General features: G+C 71.2%; 17 protein-coding genes. 10 read left to right on the top strand and 7 right to left on the bottom strand.

The features are described from left to right. Positions 1 to 22 precede the first annotated feature (22 nt). The 3 genes from AB0G10_RS17630 to AB0G10_RS17620 are packed head-to-tail and all read right to left on the bottom strand — an operon-like array spanning position 23 to position 3098. On the bottom strand, positions 23 to 856 hold the full coding sequence (locus AB0G10_RS17630; protein ID WP_360922084.1) for a carbohydrate ABC transporter permease: 834 nt from the start codon (positions 854 to 856) through the stop codon (positions 23 to 25). Continuing rightward, positions 853 to 1788 (bottom strand): sugar ABC transporter permease, encoded by a 936-nt coding sequence (locus tag AB0G10_RS17625; protein WP_360922082.1) that lies wholly within the window; start codon positions 1786 to 1788, stop codon positions 853 to 855. Before AB0G10_RS17625 ends, AB0G10_RS17630 begins: the two co-directional genes overlap by 4 nt. Next, positions 1785 to 3098, bottom strand: a complete 1314-nt coding sequence (locus AB0G10_RS17620; RefSeq protein WP_360922079.1) for an ABC transporter substrate-binding protein — start codon at positions 3096 to 3098, stop codon at positions 1785 to 1787. Before AB0G10_RS17620 ends, AB0G10_RS17625 begins: the two co-directional genes overlap by 4 nt. Before the next feature lie 111 nt (positions 3099 to 3209). On the opposite strand from AB0G10_RS17620, the gene AB0G10_RS17615 reads away from it, so the two are divergent. From AB0G10_RS17615 to AB0G10_RS17595, 5 genes are all read left to right on the top strand, one after another. Continuing rightward, on the top strand, positions 3210 to 4352 hold the full coding sequence (locus AB0G10_RS17615; protein ID WP_360922077.1) for an ROK family transcriptional regulator: 1143 nt from the start codon (positions 3210 to 3212) through the stop codon (positions 4350 to 4352). Beyond that, positions 4349 to 5269, top strand: coding sequence for a substrate-binding domain-containing protein (locus AB0G10_RS17610; RefSeq protein ID WP_360922074.1), 921 nt, complete (start codon positions 4349 to 4351; stop codon positions 5267 to 5269). The genes AB0G10_RS17615 and AB0G10_RS17610 overlap by 4 nt, the downstream gene beginning before the upstream one ends. Before the next feature lie 128 nt (positions 5270 to 5397). Continuing rightward, positions 5398 to 6594 (top strand): AGE family epimerase/isomerase, encoded by a 1197-nt coding sequence (locus AB0G10_RS17605; protein WP_360922072.1) that lies wholly within the window; start codon positions 5398 to 5400, stop codon positions 6592 to 6594. Then, the gene (locus tag AB0G10_RS17600; RefSeq protein WP_360922070.1) at positions 6591 to 7529 is read left to right on the top strand and encodes a PfkB family carbohydrate kinase; all 939 of its coding nucleotides are present in this window, start codon (positions 6591 to 6593) and stop codon (positions 7527 to 7529) included. The genes AB0G10_RS17605 and AB0G10_RS17600 overlap by 4 nt, the downstream gene beginning before the upstream one ends. A 52-nt stretch (positions 7530 to 7581) precedes the next feature. Then, entirely contained in the window at positions 7582 to 7959 is a 378-nt protein-coding gene (locus AB0G10_RS17595; protein WP_360922068.1) for a hypothetical protein, read from the top strand. An 8-nt stretch (positions 7960 to 7967) separates the two neighbouring features. On the opposite strand, the gene AB0G10_RS17590 is transcribed toward AB0G10_RS17595, so the two are convergent. Both AB0G10_RS17590 and AB0G10_RS17585 read right to left on the bottom strand, forming a co-directional pair. Beyond that, positions 7968 to 9101 carry a cytochrome P450 gene (locus AB0G10_RS17590; protein WP_360922067.1) on the bottom strand — a complete coding sequence of 378 codons (1134 nt, stop codon included), beginning with the start codon at positions 9099 to 9101 and terminating at the stop codon, positions 7968 to 7970. A gap of 122 nt (positions 9102 to 9223) precedes the next feature. Beyond that, positions 9224 to 10009, bottom strand: a complete 786-nt coding sequence (locus AB0G10_RS17585) for a polysaccharide deacetylase family protein (RefSeq protein WP_360922065.1) — start codon at positions 10007 to 10009, stop codon at positions 9224 to 9226. A gap of 134 nt (positions 10010 to 10143) precedes the next feature. Here AB0G10_RS17585 and AB0G10_RS17580 point away from each other — a divergent pair, with 134 nt between their 5' ends. Continuing rightward, positions 10144 to 10560: a hypothetical protein gene (locus AB0G10_RS17580; RefSeq protein ID WP_360922063.1), complete on the top strand. Its 417-nt coding sequence runs from the start codon at positions 10144 to 10146 to the stop codon at positions 10558 to 10560. Between the two features lie 48 nt (positions 10561 to 10608). Further along, on the top strand, positions 10609 to 11343 hold the full coding sequence (locus tag AB0G10_RS17575; RefSeq protein WP_360922061.1) for a DUF1963 domain-containing protein: 735 nt from the start codon (positions 10609 to 10611) through the stop codon (positions 11341 to 11343). A 39-nt stretch (positions 11344 to 11382) separates the two neighbouring features. Here AB0G10_RS17575 and AB0G10_RS17570 read toward each other — a convergent pair whose 3' ends face one another. Then, on the bottom strand, positions 11383 to 12558 hold the full coding sequence (locus AB0G10_RS17570) for a serine hydrolase domain-containing protein (protein ID WP_360922058.1): 1176 nt from the start codon (positions 12556 to 12558) through the stop codon (positions 11383 to 11385). Between the two features lie 127 nt (positions 12559 to 12685). Then, entirely contained in the window at positions 12686 to 14272 is a 1587-nt protein-coding gene (locus AB0G10_RS17565) for a beta-1,3-glucanase family protein (RefSeq protein WP_360922055.1), read from the bottom strand. Between the two features lie 147 nt (positions 14273 to 14419). Here AB0G10_RS17565 and AB0G10_RS17560 point away from each other — a divergent pair, with 147 nt between their 5' ends. From AB0G10_RS17560 to AB0G10_RS17550, 3 genes are read left to right on the top strand one after another with little or no spacing between them, the layout of a single operon-like run. Continuing rightward, positions 14420 to 15640, top strand: coding sequence for an MFS transporter (locus AB0G10_RS17560; protein ID WP_360922052.1), 1221 nt, complete (start codon positions 14420 to 14422; stop codon positions 15638 to 15640). An 18-nt stretch (positions 15641 to 15658) separates the two neighbouring features. Next, the gene (locus AB0G10_RS17555; RefSeq protein ID WP_360922050.1) at positions 15659 to 16378 is read left to right on the top strand and encodes a MerR family transcriptional regulator; all 720 of its coding nucleotides are present in this window, start codon (positions 15659 to 15661) and stop codon (positions 16376 to 16378) included. Between the two features lie 56 nt (positions 16379 to 16434). Next, positions 16435 to 17100, top strand: coding sequence for a hypothetical protein (locus tag AB0G10_RS17550; RefSeq protein WP_360922047.1), 666 nt, complete (start codon positions 16435 to 16437; stop codon positions 17098 to 17100). Positions 17101 to 17199 lie beyond the last annotated feature (99 nt).

Here is a 17199-nt window from a genome sequence, read left to right as displayed (position 1 = left end):
TAGTCACTTTGGGAAACGGCAGTCACTTGGTGGCACCGGCGGTGACGCCGTTGTAGATGAAGCGCTGCAGCAGCAGGAAGATCACGACGGTCGGCAGGATCACGATCATCGTGCAGGCGGCGATGGTCTCCCACTGCGCGCCATAGGGGCCCTTGAAGCGGAACAGCGCCGTGGAGATCACGTTGAGATCGGGCGATCTCATGTAGAGGAACGGGATGTAGAACTCGTTGTAGATCGCGATGCCCTTGATGATCACGACGGTGGCGATGGCCGGTTTCATCAGCGGCAGGATGATGCGCCGGTAGATGGTGAACCGGTTCGCGCCGTCCATCATGGCCGCCTGGTCGAGGCTCGGCGGAATGGACTGCATGAACTGGATGAAGATGTAGATCGAGATGATGTCGGTGCCCAGGAACAGCACGATCGCCGACCACTGGGTGTTGACCAGGCCCATCGACTTGACGATCTGATACGTCGCGACCTGGGTGGTCACGCCCGGCACCAGCGCCGCCACCAGGAAGAGCCCGAGGATCAGGCGTTTGAAGGGAAAGGAGAAACGGCTTATCGCGTACGCCGCGAGCGTGCCGACGGCGACCGTTCCGGCGAGCGAGATCACCAGGATGATCGTGGTGTTGACGAATCCCTGCAACATGTCGCCGGCGGTCCACGCGGTGACGAAGTTGTCGAAGTTGTGCCAATTCTCCGGCGGCGTGAGCGGGCCCGTCGCGTCGTACTCGGCATGGGTCTTGAATGCCGCGAAGAGCACGACGACGAGCGGGATGAGGACGACGAGGGCCGCCGCGATGAGCGAGGCGTACTTGGCGGCGCGCGCCACGCCTCGCATGCCGTTCTTCATGACAGGGTCACCTCGTCGTCGGGCAGGAAGCGGCGCTGCAGCCACGTGATGAGCAGGACGAACAGCAGCAGCACCACCGCCATGGCCGAGGCGAGGCCGATCTGCCGGAACTGGAACGCCGTCTCGTAGGCCTGCACCACGAACGTGCGGGTGCCGTTCGCGCCGCCGGTCATGATGAACGGGATCTCGAAGACGCCGAGGCTGCCGGAGATCGCCAGGATGAAGGAGAGGCTGATGATCCGCCGGATGCCCGGCGCGATGATGTGCCGGAACTGGTGCCAGCGGTTCGCGCCGTCGATCTCCGCGGCCTCGTAGATCTCGCCGGGGATGGACTGGATCGCGCCGAGGAACAGCACGAAGTTGAGGCCGGTGAACCGCCACACCGACGTGCCGGCGAGCGACAGATTCGCGATGTCCGGGTCGCCCAGCCAGAGCCGGGTGTGGTCGCCGAGCCCGACCAGCCGCAGCACCGTGTCGAGCGTGCCGTCCGGCTGGAACAGGTAGAGGAAGACGAAGCCGACAGCGACGCCGTTGAGCAGGTACGGGAAGAACAGGATGCCCTTGAACAGGTTGCGGAACCGGACGCTGAACGAGAGCACGACGGCGAAGTAGAGCGCGATGGCGATCTGCGCGAACGACGCCAGCAGGTAGTACCCGCTGATCAGGAAGACCCGCCAGTACTGCTCGTCGGTGAAGACGCGGATGTAGTTGTCCAGGCCGGCCGGCTCCATCACCGGGTCCAGGCCGTCCCACCGGTGGAAGCTGTACCAGATCATGTTGCCGACCGGCACGTAGGTGAACGTGATCAGCAGGATCAGGGCCGGCGCGACGTACAGATAGGGGGTCTTCAGCAGCCGGTGCCATCGGCTCGGGCCGGTCGCCCGGGCCGCCGCGGAGGCGGGCCGGGCGTCCGTCATCAGCTGCGTCGTCACTTCATGACCTGCGACTGGGCGGCGCTCCACCGCTTGTTCAGGTCGGCGAAGAACGACTCCTTGTCCCCCTTCGCGGCGCCGCGGGCGACGTCGACGAGCTTCTGCCGGTAGATGTCGCCCTTCAGGTCGATCTCGGACCGCCGGATGATCTCGTCTTCCTTGCCGACGTTGGTGACCGCCTGCGGGGTCTCCATGAGCTCGGCGCCGGCGTCGGTGAACGCCTTGAGGGTGGCCGGCAGCGGCTGGTCCACGGCCGGCGGGATGGCCTGGTTGTCGGCGGCGAAGCCGGACTCGTTCACGAACCAGTCGAGCCAGGCCCGGGCGGTCGCCTTGTTCTCCGAGTTCCTGCTGACCGCGGCGGTGTAGTCGCCGTCGATGCGGGCGTGGAACCTGCCCTCGGTCTGGTACGGGAACGGCCAGAACGCGATGTCGTCCGGGTTCGCGTTCGCGGCCTTCGCGGCGTCCTGCATCTGCGGGACCGCCCAGGAGCCGAGCAGCATCGCGGCCGTCTTGCCGGTGGCGAGCATCGGCTTCGAGCCCTCCCAGTTCGTGGTGAGCGGGTCCTTCTCGGTGAGCTTCGCGTCGACGATGTCGAAGAGCAGGCCGTCCGCGATGTACTGGATCTTGCCGGGCTGCCACGGGTTCGGGTCTTCCGGGAACTTCTCGTTGATCGCCGGGTCGGCGAAGACGGCGCGCTGGTTGTTCCACTCGCTGAGCGGCCAGCCGTCCTTGTAGTTGGTGTAGTACGGGACGGTCCCGCCCTTCGCGGCGATCGCCTCGAGCCCGGCCAGGAACTCCTCGGGCGTCTTCGGCGGCGCGGTGACGCCGGCCTCGGCCCAGATCCGCTTGTTGACGACGAAGCCCTTGGCGATGCCGCCGAGCGACAGCCCGTACGCCTTGCCGTCGTAGGTCGTCTGGTCGATGAACCGGTACTTGTTCTTGAGCTCGGCGGCGTCCCCGAGCGGCTCGAAGAACTGCGGGTACTGGTCGACAGCGACGCTGTTAGGGATCAGCAGCACGTCGCCGTAGTCGCCGCCGCTGAGCTGGGTGGTGACGTCGTCCTCGTAGTTGGTGACGCCCTCGAACGTGACAGTCGTGCCCGGGTATTTCGCCTCGAAGACCTTGGCGTACTCCGGCAGCTTCGTCTCGACCAGGTCGGTCCGGTTCGTCAGGACCGTGATGCTGCCCTTGATGTCGCCGGAGAAGTCGCCGGTCGCGGCGGTGTCGTCGCTCGCGCCGCCGGTGCAGCCCGTCACCAGCGCCAGCGCCCCGGCCGTGCCGAGGGCGAGCAGAGTCCTTCTATCGATCATCAGAGTTGTCCGTCCTGCTGGAATCAGCGGTGAGGCGCCCAGCATGAGACGGCCGTTACAGGCCTGTCAAGGTTAGATTACTAATTTATTTATGGTGTAGCGTGCGCTGCCATGGCACGTCGCGAAACCCCAGCGGCCGGGCCGGGCAGTCGTGCCCTCATCGTCGACGTCATCCGCTCCGCGGTGACGATCAGCCGCGGTGAGCTCGCCGACCTGACCGGCCTCACCCAGCCGTCGATCTCCAACATCGTGCGCGAGCTCATCGCGGACGGCATCATCCACGAGATCGGCTCGCTCGACTCGGCGCACGGCCGCCGGCGCAAGCTGGTCGCCATCAACCCGGTCAGCCGCTTCGGCATCGGATTCCACCTCGGACCGGAAACGCTCACCTGCGTCGCCGTCGATCTCACCGGCGGGGTGGTCGGCCGCGAGGTGGTGCCCCGGCCGCCGGGCGAGTCGTGGCAGGCCGAGCAGTTCGACCGCTTCATCGCCGGCCTGGACCTGCCCCGCCACCGGATCGAAGGCCTGGCCCTCTCCGTCCCCGGTTCTCCTTCGCCGGCGCGGGATCCCGGTGCGGTCCGGGCCGCGTTGAGGGAGCGGATCGGGGTGCCGGTCATGGTCGAGAACGAGGCAGCGGCCTCGGCGCTCGGCGAGTTCTGGAGCCGCCGGGTGTCGCGGGAGCAGGCGTTCGGCTCGATCCACCTGAACAGCAGCGTCGGCGCCGGATTCGTCTTCCACGGCGCGCTGTCCCGAGGCTCCGGCGCGCTCGGACACGTCTCCATCGACTACGACGGACGGCCGTGCCCCTGCGGCAACCGGGGATGCGTCGAGCAGTACGCGTCCACCGGCGCCACCGTGCGCGCGGCCCGGGAGAATCCCGCTCTCGCCCGGCGTCTTCCTCTCGACGGGAGCGAGTCCCATGCGTACGAGGTGATCGCCCGGGCCGCGGTCGGCGGCGACCCGGAGGCGTACGCGGTCCTCGACCGGGCCGCCACCTGGCTCGGCGTCGCCGCGACCTCGGTGGTGAACGTGCTGGACCTCGGCCGGCTCGTGCTCACCGGCCCCGGCGTCGCCCTGGCCGGCTCGATCTACGCGCGCCGGATCCGGGCCTGCCTGGACCGCACCGCGCACGCGAGGCGCCGGCACGGCGTCTCCGTCGAGATCTCCGCTCAACCCCGGGACGCGGCCGCCATCGGCGCCGCCGTGCTGGTCATCCAGGCGGCCGTCGCGCCGGCAGTGAGGAGCAACCGTTGACAGCGTCGCTCGAGTTCCCGGGGCCGCCGGCCGCGCACCCATTTCCGGGGCCGCCGGCCGCGCACGACTTTCCGGGGCCGCCGGCCGGGTCACCGCCACGGGTCGGCCTGGTCCTGGCCCGGGCCTCCCGGGTGCTCGGCGAGGAGCCGTACTACCACGAGTTCATCGAAGGCCTGGAACGCCTGCTCATCCCGGCCGGCTACTCGGTGCTGCTCAAGGTCGTGCCGGACCACGCGGCGGAGAGCGCCACCTACCGGCAGTGGGCGGCCGAACGGCGCGTCGGCGGCGTCGTCATGGTCGACCTCAGCCCCGGCGACGAACGCGTCGACCTGGTCCGCCGCCTCGGCCTGGCCGCCGTGGTGATCGGCGACCCGTCCACGGCGGACGGCCTGCCCACGGTCTGGACCGACGACGCCGGCTCGGCCCGCGAGGCGGTCCGCTTCCTCGCCGGACGGGGCCACACCGTGCTCGGCCACGTGAGCGGACCACTCGCCCTCGCGCACACCCAGCTGCGGCTCGGCGGCCTGCGGTCCGAGGCGGCCGACCGCGGGATCACCCTGATCAGCGCCGAGGGCGACTACTCGCAGGAATCCGGCCGGGCCACTACCGTCCGCCTGCTGACCGGCCCGCCCCGCCCCTCCGCGATCATCTACGACAACGACGTGATGGCGCTGAGCGGCCTCGAGGCGGCCCGCCAGGAGGGCCTGACCGTTCCCGGCGACCTCTCCGTGGTGGCCTGGGACGACTCCGCCCAGTGCCAGCTGGCGGTCCCCGCCCTCTCCGCGATGAGCCACGACGTGGGCCGGATCGGCGAGATAGCCGCAGAGGCGGCCCTCGACACGATGCGCTCCGGCCCGGCGAACGACATCTACGAGGCGCCGCAGGCCCACATGGTCGCCCGGGACAGCACAGCTTGACCGCCCGCCCGGCGCTACGACCATGGAGTGCAGCCGAATGGGGCGGCGCTTCCCTCGTACCCAAGCGGCTCTTGACTTTGACTTAAATTAATAAACTTTTGCAAAACTCATCACAAGGAGTTGATCTCTTGCCGACATGGCTCGCTGAGGAGACCGGGCGCCTGCTCGACTTCGGCCGGAAATTTCCGCATCCGCTCGGCGGGGCGGCCTGGCTGCGGACGGACGGCACGCCCGACCTCGACGCCCCGGTGCACACCTGGATCACCGCCCGGATGGCGCACGTCTACAGCATGGCCGAGCTGCTCGGGGTGCCCGGGGCCGGTCCGCTGGCCGACGCGGCGCTGGCCGGGCTCACCGGGGTGCTGCACGACGATCGGCACGGCGGGTGGCATCCGTCGGTCGGCGCCGATGGACGGCCGGCCGAGGGCAAGTCCTGCTACGACCATGCTTTCGTCGTGCTCGCCGCGTCCTCCGGCACGCTGGCGCGGCGGGCCGGGGCGCGGGAGCTGCTGGCCGAGGCCCTGGACACCCTGGTGCAGCGGTTCTGGGAACCCGGGCATGGCATGTTCGCCGACGCGTGGGACACCGGGTGGGAGCGGCTCGACGCCTACCGCGGGCTGAACGCCAACATGCACGCGGTCGAGGCGATGCTGGCGGCGTACGACGCGACCGGCCGGCAGGAGTGCCTGCACCGCGCGCTGGCGATCACCGAGCGGACGGCCGGCTGGGGCCGGCGGTACGACTGGCGGCTGCCGGAGCACTTCGACAGCCGGTGGGAGCCGCGGCTCGACCACCACCGGGACCGCCCGCACGATCCGTTCAAGCCGTTCGGCGCCACGGTCGGGCACGCGCTGGAGTGGTCCCGGCTGATCCTGCACGTCGAGGCGGCTCTCGGATCGACCGCCGGGGCGTGGATGCTGCCCGCCGCGAAGGCGCTGTTCGCCCGGGCCGTCGAGGACGGCTGGGAGGTGGACGGGGCGCCGGGTTTCGTCTACACGACCGACTGGGACGGCACTCCCGTGGTCCGGCAGCGGATGCACTGGGTGGCGGCGGAGGCGATCGCGGCCGCCGCGGCATTGCACACCCGGACCGGGGAGAAGAACTACGCCCATTGGTACGAGACCTGGTGCGCCTACGTCCGGGAACACGTGGTGGACCTGCCGCGCGGCTCGTGGTGGCACGAGCTGGACACCGCGAACCGTCCGGCCGAGACGACCTGGTCCGGCAAACCGGACCTCTACCACGCGGTGCAGGCCATGCTGATCCCCCGCGCGCCGCTCGCCCCCGGGCTGGCCGCCGCGTGCGCGACGGGAGCGGTCGGATGAGGCGTTTCCTGGTGGCGGGCGAGTCGATCATCGACGTGGTGAACGACGGCGGCGGCGCCCGCGAGCTGCCCGGCGGCAGCCCGGCCAACGTGGCCGTCGGTCTGGGCCGGCTCGGCAACGACGTCGCCCTGTGGACCCACCTCGGCGACGACCCGGCCGGCGACCTGCTGAGCGACCACCTCACCTCGTCGGGCGTCGAGCTGCCGGCGCCCCGGTCCGGGACGACCTCCCGGGCAATCGCCGAGATCCGGCCGGACGGGTCGGCCCGCTACACCTTCGCGGTGGAGTGGCCGGGCGGCCCGGCGCCCGCCGGTGACGCCCTGCACCTGCACACCGGCTCGATCGCGGCCCTCCTGGAACCGGGCGCCGCCGACGTCGAGCGACTCCTCCGCGATCGGCGGGCCACCACGACGATCAGCTACGACCCGAACATCCGCCCGGCCCTCGTCGGCGACTGCGGCGACCGGGTGGAACGCATCGTCGCGCTCAGCGACGTGGTGAAGGCCAGCGACGAGGACCTGGCGTGGCTCCATCCCGGGCTGCCACCGATCGACGCCGCCCGGCGCTGGCTGGCCCTCGGCCCGGCCCTGGTCTGCGTGACCCGGGGAGCCGAGGGCGCGGTCGCGGTCGCCGCCGGCGCGGCGGTGGAGGTCCCGCCGGTCCCGGTCGAGGTCGTCGACACGGTCGGCGCCGGCGACGCGTTCATGTCCGGCCTGCTCGACGCGTTGCACACGAGGGACCTGCTCGGCGCGGCCGCCCGTACCCGGCTGAGCGACATCGGCGCCGCCGACCTGCACGAAGTCCTCTCGCACGCGGCCCTGGTGGCGGCGCTGACGGTGGCCCGGGCCGGGGCGGCGCCACCGACCCGGACGGAGTTGACGACCCTGGAGTCACGCCGCCGGGCTGGGCCGGCCGCCGGCGAGTGCCTACCGTAGGAGGTACGGCCCGCACGACGGCCGGGCCTCGTCTACCTGAAGGAGCCGCCGCGTGGAACCTGACGAGCGGACATGGAAGGACCTGGTGGCCGAGGCCCACCAGCGCGGCGAGCGGGCGGCCCGGCGTGCCGCCGAGGCACATCGGCGGGCAGCGGAGATCCAGAAGCTGCGGGAGAGTGCCGGCGAGGGCCGGGTGGCGGTGGTGTCCGACTCGGATACGGCGGAGCGGGCCGCCGCCCACGCCGGGGAGAGCCGGCAACGGTCGGCAGTCGCCCATCGCAGCGCCGCCCGGGGTCACCAGCTCGCCGAGAAGGCCCACGAACGCGCGATCGACGTGGATGCCCCGCATGCCGCCGAGCACGAGCAGCACGCGCGGTGGCATCACGACGCGGCCGAGCGGGCCGTCCACGAGGCCGACGAGGAGGGATAGCGCCTGCGTCAGGGTCGCAGGCGGACCGGAAGCGCGGCCGGCCCGTGCATCAGCACGCCGGCACGCCACGGCAGCTTCTCCGGCGGCGCCGCGAGCGCGAGATCGGGGAAGCGGGCGAACAGCCGGCCCACCGCGATCCGCGCCTCCAGCCGGGCCAGCGGCGCGCCGAGGCAGAAGTGGATGCCGTGCCCGAAGGCGAGATGCCCAGCGTCGTCGCGGCCGGGGTCGAACACGTCCGGGTCGGTGAATCGGGCCGGGTCGCGGTTCACCGCGAGCAGCGAGACGAGCACCTGCTCGCCGGCCGGGATCGTGGTGTCGCCGAGGGTGAGCGGGCGCGTGGTGACCCGGTAGGTCGAGGTCGCCGCCGGGCTCGCCGTCCGCAGGACCTCCTCGACCACGGCCGGCAGCAGATCCGGGTCGCGCCGGTCGGGGTGGCGGCACAGCAGGTGGACGGTGTTGCCGATCAGGTTCGCCGTGGTCTCGTGGCCGGCCACCAGCAACAGCAGGGCCATCCCGGCGAGTTCGTCGTCGGAGAGCCGGTCGCCGCCGTCGGCGACCGCCAGCAGCGCGCTCAGCAGATCGTCGGCGGGGCGGGCGCGCTTGCGGGCGAGCAGATCACGGAAGTAGGCGACGATCTCCGGGATCGGGCCGAAGTCACCCTCGATCAGCACGGTCGACCAGGTGTGGAAGAGACCCCTGTCGGGTGCCGGGACACCGAGCAGCTCTCCGATGATCTCCAGGGGCAAGGGTACGGCGTACCGGCCGATCAGATCGGTGCCGGCCGCCGGGTCCAGATCGTCGAGCAGCCGTTCGGCCACCTGCGCGATCCGCGGTTCGAGCGCCTGCGTCCGGCGTGCCGTGAAGCCGGCCGAGACCAGCCGCCGCAGCCGGGTGTGGTCCGGCGGATCGCGCAGCAGCATCTGGGTGGTCAGCGCCGAGCGCAGCTCCGCCGGCAGCCCGTCCATCGGCTGCTGCTTGGACAGTGACGGGTCGGTCAGCACGCGCCGGGCCTCGTCCCAGCGGGTGACCATCCAGAACGGGACCCCGGCCGCCGACACGACCCGGTGCACCGGACCGGCCTCCCGGAGCTCGGCCAGGGCCGGATGCGGGTCCGCCGCATACCCGTCGTCGAACAGCGCCATGCGGCTCCCTCCCCCGTCCGGACGCCTCGACTGTACGCATCGATCGGTTTTCCGACATGCCACGGCGGCGACCCGCCTGATCGGACGATGCCCCGCGCCGGCGCTCTCACGCGCGCCGACGGTCAGGGGACGTAGTCCTCGAGGCGGGCCGGTGTCAGGCCCGCCCTGTGGATGGCGTTGAGCACGGCCAGGTAGTCGTCGACGAACCGCGGCCGGAAGTGCATGAGGATGATGTCGCCCGGCTTGACGACCTCGTCCTCCTGGTAGCGGACCTTGCCCTTGTGCGTGGTCTCCTTCCAGTAGAACGCGGCCTTCATCCCGCAGTCGTGCACCACCTGCAGCGTGGTGGTGTCGTAGGTGCCGCCGGGCGGGCGGAACAGCACCGGGCGCCGGCCGTAGAACTCCTCCAGCCGGTCGGCGCCGCCGCAGATCTCGCGCTTCTGGAAGTCGTACGACCGGCCCCGGAGATTCGGGTGGCTGACCGTGTGGTTCTCGATGGTGGCGCCGGCGTCCTGCAGCGGCGTGAAGAACTCCGGGTCGTCCTTGATCGCGTCGATCTCCAGGAACAGCGTGACCGGCACGTCCGCGGCCTGGAACAGCTTCAGCGTGAGCGGGTTCTTCTCCCAGCCGTCGTCGATCGTGATGAACGCGACCTTCTGATCCGTCGGGATCCTGCTGAACCACCCGGCCGTCCCCTCCGGCAGCGTCACCGGCTCCGGCGCGGGCGCCGGCCCGAACTCCGGAATCCGCTTGCGGATCTTCTCGGGCAGCGCGGCCAGCGCCACCTCCCGCACACTGGGCGGCGCCGAGACGGTGACCGCCTCCACCGGACGGGCACTCACGCCGACCGGCGGCGCCGCCACCGGCGCGTCCCCGCGACACCCGGCGACGATCGCCAGCAGAGTCATGGCCGTAGCCGCCCGGAATCCCCGGCCGATGCGCATCAAGGTAGGTCCTCGCTGTAGGTCAGTGGCCCACCTAAGCAGACGGCCGCCACCCCCAGCACTACGATGCCGCTCACGAGTTCACGGGGAGGACGACGATGGGGTACGGAGCGCAAGCGTGGGCGGTCGACCTCGGGCTGCTGCGCGCCGACATCGGCAGCGGTGACCGGGAGCTGGCGCGGCGCTCCGGTGCGGCGTTCGCCGAGCGCCGTGCCGACATGCAGTCGTCCATCGACGAGGTGACCGGTGAGGAGGGTGCCGTCACCCTGACCGACGGCTTCTCGGTATCCGATCTGCTGTTCGGCGGCTCGCCGGTGCCGCTGCCGCCGATCGGCGACTTCCCCGGCATCGGCTACCGGGAGTACGGCTCCCTCGAGGAACCGGCCGAACGACTCTCCTGGTTCGACGTGAAGGGTGACGAGGCGGAGGAGTTCTCCGGCCCCGCCTACGACGTCTTCCAGTGGCTCAGCGAGGCCCACCGCAGGAAGGTCTCCGTGGTCGCCTTCTTCCACTGAGGATCGGCGGCGCCGGTTCTGTCGGACCCGTCGGGCACAATGCCGGCCATGGATGTACGACAGGAGTTCCGGCGCGCCGCCCGGGAAGAGGGCGTGCCGGTGGACCAGATCGAGCGCTGGGTGCGGCTGGCCCGGCCACAGACCGAGCTGGTTCCGAAAGGTGACGGCCTGCCCGCGGCCGGCCGGTTCGGCGGTCTCGCGGCGCTGCCCGACGGCGAGCAGTGGCCGGCCGGGCAGTGTCTCGTGCTGACGCTCGACCTGGCCGCGGTCCCCTCGCACGGGCACGACCTCGACCTGCCGGCCGACGGGTCGCTGCTGTTCTTCGTCGAGCCCGACTTCGCGCCCAGCGCCTGCCGGGTCGTCCACGTGCCGGCCGGCGCCGCGGTGACCGAGCGCCCGGGCCCGGGGGTGCCGGTCCTCGACCCGATCCCGCTGCACGCCCGGGCCGGCTGGAGCCTGCCGGAGAACGAGCACGAGGTGCCGTTCGACCTCCGCCTCGACGACGAGGTGGAGGAGGCGATCGGCGAGGTGATGTGGGACCTCGACGACAACGACTACGAGTTCTCCCTCGGCGGCTACGGCGCCGCCAGCACGGGCGGCGCCGACAACCCCATCCTCGACGCGAACGACCACGTCGTGCTGGCCACCGTCTGGCTGGACGAGGGCCGGGTGGGTGACGCGTTCGGCGAGACGCTGATCGTGGTCAATTTCATGATCAAGCATGCGGATCTCGCCGAGCGCGCCTTCGACCGGATCTGGCTGATGACCGATTTCAACGGCTGAGCCGGCTCGATCAGGAGGCGGCCGGCGCGGCCGGGAAGCCTAGAGGCGCATGCCCACCGCCGGGAACAGGCCGGCGGTGGACCTGGCCCGCGCGGCCGGCGCGGTCACGCCGAACGCGATCAGCATGAGGTCGAGCAGCGCCTCGCCGAAGTCGCCGAAATACGGGTTGATCGACACGCTGAGCTGGGTGGCGGCGTCCGGCGTGGAGAAGGAGTAGGTGACGTATCCGAAGATGCCGCCGCTGTGCCCCCACAGCGTCGGGCCGCCGGGCAGCGGCTGCTGGTAGATGCCGAGGCCGTAACCCAGCTCGCCGGCCGGGTTCGCCAGCATCGCGGCCAGTTGCGGGCGGCGCAGCAGCCGGCCGCCGAGGAGCGAACGGTAGAACCGGTTGAGGTCCGCCGTGGTGGAGACGATCTCGCCGGCCGAGCCGGCCATCGACGGGTTGAGATCGGTGAAGTCCAGCGGCACGATCGCGCCGTCACGCTCGATCCCCTCGTACCCATGAGCATGTGGCCCGTCGATCGTGATGTCCGTGCCGGGCACCTCGGTGCCGTGCAGGCGCAGCGGCGCCAGGATGCGACGATCAACCTCTTTCGCGTACGGACGACCCGTCGCCCTCCGCACGATCATGCCGAGCAGGATGTAGTTCGTGTTCGAATACGACCAGCTCGTCCCCGGCGCGAACAGCGGCGGGCGGGCGGCGGCCAGGGCGACCAGCTCCTCCGGCCGGAAGGTGCGGTAGCGGGCGGCCAGCACGTCCTCGACGGATGTGAACAGCGCCTCGGTGTAGTCGAACAGCCCGCTGGTGTGCTGCAGCAGATGGCGGATCGTGATCCCGGCGCCGCCCGGGACCGCGCCCGGCAGCCATTGTTGCAGCGTGTCGTCGAGGCGCAGCCGTCCCTCCCCGGCCAGCTGGAGGATCACGGTGGCGACGAAGGTCTTGGTGATGCTGCCGACCCGGAACCGTCCGCCCGGGACCGGCCGGGCCGGGTGCCCGAGCCGGGCCACCCCGCTGGAACCGCGCCAGCTGCCGGACGGGCCGTCCACGCGGGCCAGCGCCGCGGTGCCGCCGGTCGCGACGATCCGGTCCAGGGCTTCCTGCAGAGCGGCCCGGTCCGGGCGGGTCGCCGACGCTTCGGCGCGCGACGCGGTTCCCGTGCTCACGGCGACCAGCGCCGCCGCGGAGCCGGCCAGAACAGTCCTGCGGTCAGGCATGACGAGTCTCCCCCCGTACGGAAATGACCCCGCCGACGCTGCCACCGCCAGTGACGCCGGTCAATCGGTGGCGACCCCTAGGGGCGGGCTCGTGTGAGCCCGCCCCCGGAGATTCGGCCCCGGAGCGTCAGCCCCTGCGCCACTTCTGGTTGGCGCCGCCGACGCAGTCCCAGAGGTGCAGCTTGGCGCCGTCGTTCGCGTTCCAGGCCGCGATGTCGACGCACTTGTTCGCCTGCGGGTTGACCAGGTCGCCGGCCGCGCTGAGCACGAACTGCTGGGCCGCGTTGCCGCTGCACGTGGCGATCTGGATGGCCGCGCCGTTGTCGCGGGAGCCCCAGGCCACGTCCATGCACTTGTTGTTCTGCGTGCTGATCGTGCCGCCGCTGAACGTCCACGCCTGCGCCGCGGTGTTGTTGCAGGTCCAGACCTGCAGCTGCACCCCGTCGGCGAAGTTGGAGTTGTTGACGTCGATGCACTTGTTGTTCCAGTTGCTGAGGATCCGGTTGCCGGTGGCCGGCGGCGGGGTGGTGGTCCCGCCCGCGCCGAACGGGCTCATCACGATCCCGGCCTGCTGCGGGTCACCGTCGTGGACCAGCGACTCGAAGCCGCCGACGTCGTCGTAGGCGAAGCCGTAGGCCTTACCGTCGACCATGTTGGCGTGGATGATCCGGGAGTAGTGGTTCGGCGCGCTGTTCTTGTAGAACTGGTTCGCGTCGTAAACCGGCTCCTGGGTGGACGTGCCGAGGGTGCCGCGGACCAGGGCCGTACAGATGGTCCTGCGCACTTCGCTCTGGATGAACGGCGCCACGTTGGGGGCGTTGAAGACGCCGTCGCAGCCCCAGACGTTCGCGGTGCTGGGCTTGTCGACGGTCGCGACCTCGGCGCCGGTGCTGTCGGTGAAGCGCATCGTGTTGCCGACGGTCCGGCCGAAGAACTTCCGGTTCGGCTCGTTCTGGCGCGGCACGACGGTCAGCGTCCTGCTCGTGTACGCGCTCCACGCCGAGTTGATGTAGGCGTCGAGGTAGTTCGCCGGGAACTTGCCGGCATCGGTGGCCTTGCCCGGGGCGAGCACCCGCAGGACCGTGCCGTCGGAGCGGGTGATGACCGAGTTCTGCCAGCCCGCCTGCGCCTTGATGGCGTTGATGACCTTGTTGCGGCCGTCGCTGACGACGTCGCCGGTGCGTTTGGTCTGCCCGGCGCCGTTCGTCACGGTGACGGCGTGCGGGATGCCGAAGAAGTCGACCTGCGAGCTGTTCAGCCACAGGCCGGCGTCGTTGAAGGTGAACTCGCTGGTGTCGAAGAGGGTGTTGTAGTTCGGGTCACCGGCAGCCCACGGCGCGGGCTGGACGAAGCCGTCCGGGGTGATGAAGAACTTGATCTTGTCGCCCATCGCCATGTAGACGCGGCCGGACAGGCCCTTGGGGATGCGGAGCGTCGTGGTGCCGCCGTTGCCGGGCCCGGCCATCGCCACGTCCGGGGCGGGCACCGGCGGGTTGCCGCCGGCCGGCCACGGGGTGAACGCGCCGCCGGTGTTGACGTAGCCCCACCGCCCGTTCATGGTGCCGATGACGTAGAGGAACACGGCGTCGCCGCGGCCGGTGTTGTTGGTGACGGTCAGGGGAAGGACGGCGGGCGATGCCGCCGCCGCGGGTGTCGTCACGGCAATGACCGGCGCCGCCGCCACGAGGGCGGCGAGGGCGGTCAGCCATCTCATTCGGGTACGCAAGATGACGTCCTCTCCGGGGATTGTGAGAGCGCTCTCAGCATTGTTCGGTTTGTTAACTTTTGTCAACAGCGAGATTCGTGAATGTTTCCGGCCGGCCGTTGACCCCGCCGTGACGTCATGGTTTGCGATGGCCGCATGAACCGCGTCTCGTCGGCGTACCTGGCCTCCTACGTCCTGTCCCTGCTCGGCAACTCCGTGGCCGGAGTGGTCCTGCCCCTGCTCGTCCTCCAGATCACCGGCAGCGTGCTCGCCACCGGTGCCGTCGCCGTCGCCTCGGCACTGCCCGCGGCCGTGGCGGGCCTGGTCATGGGCGTGGTGATCGACCGCATCAACCGGCGGACCGCTTCGGTGATCACCGACGTGATCTCGGCGCTGTCGATCGCCGCCCTCCCCCTGCTGGACGCGACCGCCGGGCTCGCGCTGGGCTGGCTCGTGCTGTTCGCGGTGGTCGGCTCGTTCGGCGACGTGCCGGGGCTCACCGCGCGCGAGGCGATGATCCCGGGAATCGTCCGGGCCGGCCGGATGAGCGCCGAACGGCTGCTGGGCCTGCGCGAGGCGTCCGGTGCGATGGTCATGCTGATCGGGCCGGCCGCCGGCGCCGCACTGCTCACGGCGTTCGACGGGGTCACCGTCCTGTGGCTCACGGCCGCGACCTCGGCGGCCGCCGCGGCGGTCACCCTGCTCATTCCGCGCGAGGCGGGCGCGATCGCGGCGACGGGAGCGGGCCCACGGCGGGTGGTGCTCCGCGACGGCTGGCACACGCTGATCCGCTCGCCGTTCCTGATGGTCACCACACTGCTCAGCGCCGGGCTGGTCGTGGTGCTGGCCGGATTCCAGGCGTTGGTGCTGCCGATCTACTTCACGTTGCAGCACCGCCCCGAGCTGCTCGGACTGGTGCTCAGCGCGCTCGCGGCCGGGCTGCTGGCCGGCGGCGGGATCTACGCGGGGGCGGGGCATCGGGGCCGGCGGCGGACCTGGTTCCGAACCGGGCTGGTGATCACGGTCGTGGGTTTCGCCCTGATGGCCACGCTCGCCGGCCCGTGGCTGGTACTCGGCGCCGCGGCGCTGGTCGGTCTCGGCAACGGGCTGTTCGGCAGCCTGATGGGCGTCCTCATGGTCGAGCGGATCCCGGACGCGATGCGCGGGCGGGTGATGAGCCTGCAGAACTCGATCCTCACCCTCGCCCCGGCGATCGGCATGGGTGGCGCCGCCCTGCTCGTCGACGGGTCCGGCGCCCGGGCCGGCGCGGTCGTCCTCGCCGCCGTCTGGCTCGTCGCTGCGCTCGTCGCGATCGGCGCGCGGGCGCTGCGCGACCTGGAACCGAGACCGGCCTCCGCGGCGGAACTCGTAGGCTGAGCGGGCGGAGGGGGCGGATTGAACAGCGGCGAGATCGCTCGGATGGCCGGGGTCAGCGTGCGTACCCTGCGGCACTATCACCAGGTCGGGGTGCTGCCGGAACCGGCGCGGCGGAGCAACGGGTATCGCGAGTACACGGTGCGCGACCTGGTGCTGCTGCTGCGCATCCGGCGGCTGGCCGAGCTCGGCGTCCCGCTCGACGGTATTCCGCCGATGCTGGCGTCGGACGGGCCGGCCGACGCGGTGCTGGACGAGCTGGACCGGGAACTGGCCGGGCAGATCGAACGGCTCACCGCCCGCCGAGCGGTGATCGCCCGGCTGCGCGCGGCCGGCGCCGGCCCGGACACCCCGCCGGAGCTGGCCGATCTGCTCGGGGCCGGCGCCGGCGGCGGGCCGCTGATGCTCGAGCACGACCGCGACATCATGGTGCTGCTGCACCATCGTCTCGACGAGGCGGGCCGGGCCGCGCTCACCGGACTGATGTCACAGGTGTCCGAGCCGGAGACGCTCGCGGCGAGCAACGAGCTGACCGCCCGGTTCGCGGCGCTCACCCCGGACACCCCGGACGCCGAGATCGACCGTCTGGTCGCCGACTACCACCGGGCGCTCGGTCACCTCAGCTTCGACGGGTTCGAGAACGTGGACGGGAGGACCGGGGCGCTGCTCACCGCGTACCAGAAAATGGTCTTCAACGACGCCCAGCGCGAGTTCTTCGCGCGGCTGATCGCCGCCGCCTGATCCTCTCAACCCGCATGCCGGGCTGCCGATCCTCCGTCGCGAACAGGGGGAATCGGATGTCACGTCGGTGGGTCACGGTCGGTGCGGCCGGTGTCGTCTTCCTGGTGGCGGCGGTGGCGAGAGCCGCGGGTGACGAGGGCCCGGCGGCGCAGGCGTCTGGGCAGGCTTCCGGGCAGGCTTCTGGGCAGGCGGCGGCGCCGCTCATGTCGCTCGCCGAGTGTCAGGTCGCGATCGCCACCCAGCCCTATCCCCGCACCGAGCGGGTGACCTGCGGCTATCCGTGGGAGAGCACGGCCGGCCTGGACCGTGAGGGCGCCGCCGACCCGGCCGATCCGCGCTATGCGGGTGCGGCGCTGCCGACCGTGCTGAGCACCGAGGGCATGGCGTGCGTGAACGGGGAGGATCGGCGGCCGGTGCTGGACACCGTGTTCCCCGCGCTGTCGGCGCGGTTCTCAGCCGGGCCCGGGCTGACCGAGCTGGAGCCGACGTTCCAGCTGCGCAGCGACACCGACCCGGCGCACAACCTCGATCAGCAGGGGACCACGGTGCGGTCGGCCGGTGAGGCGTCGACGCTGGACTTCGCGATGATCGGCACCCGTCTCCGGCAGGGCGAGACGTACCGGTGGCGGGTGCGGGGCACGCCGCCCTACGTCCCGGCGGCCGGGTGGTCGCCGTGGTGCGAGTTCATCGTGGGCGAGAAGACCTCGGACGACCCGAGTTGAACGGAGGACGCGACTACGCGGTCACGCTGCCGGCCGCGAAGAAGGGGCGACGGCCGTGACGGCGTGTGGCGGCTCTCCGGAAACCGATCAGGTGTGATT

Origin of the sequence: Actinoplanes sp. NPDC023714 (assembly GCF_040639855.1) — a bacterium.
GTDB lineage: Bacteria > Actinomycetota > Actinomycetes > Mycobacteriales > Micromonosporaceae > Actinoplanes.
This window is presented reverse-complemented; position numbering and strand designations above follow the sequence as displayed.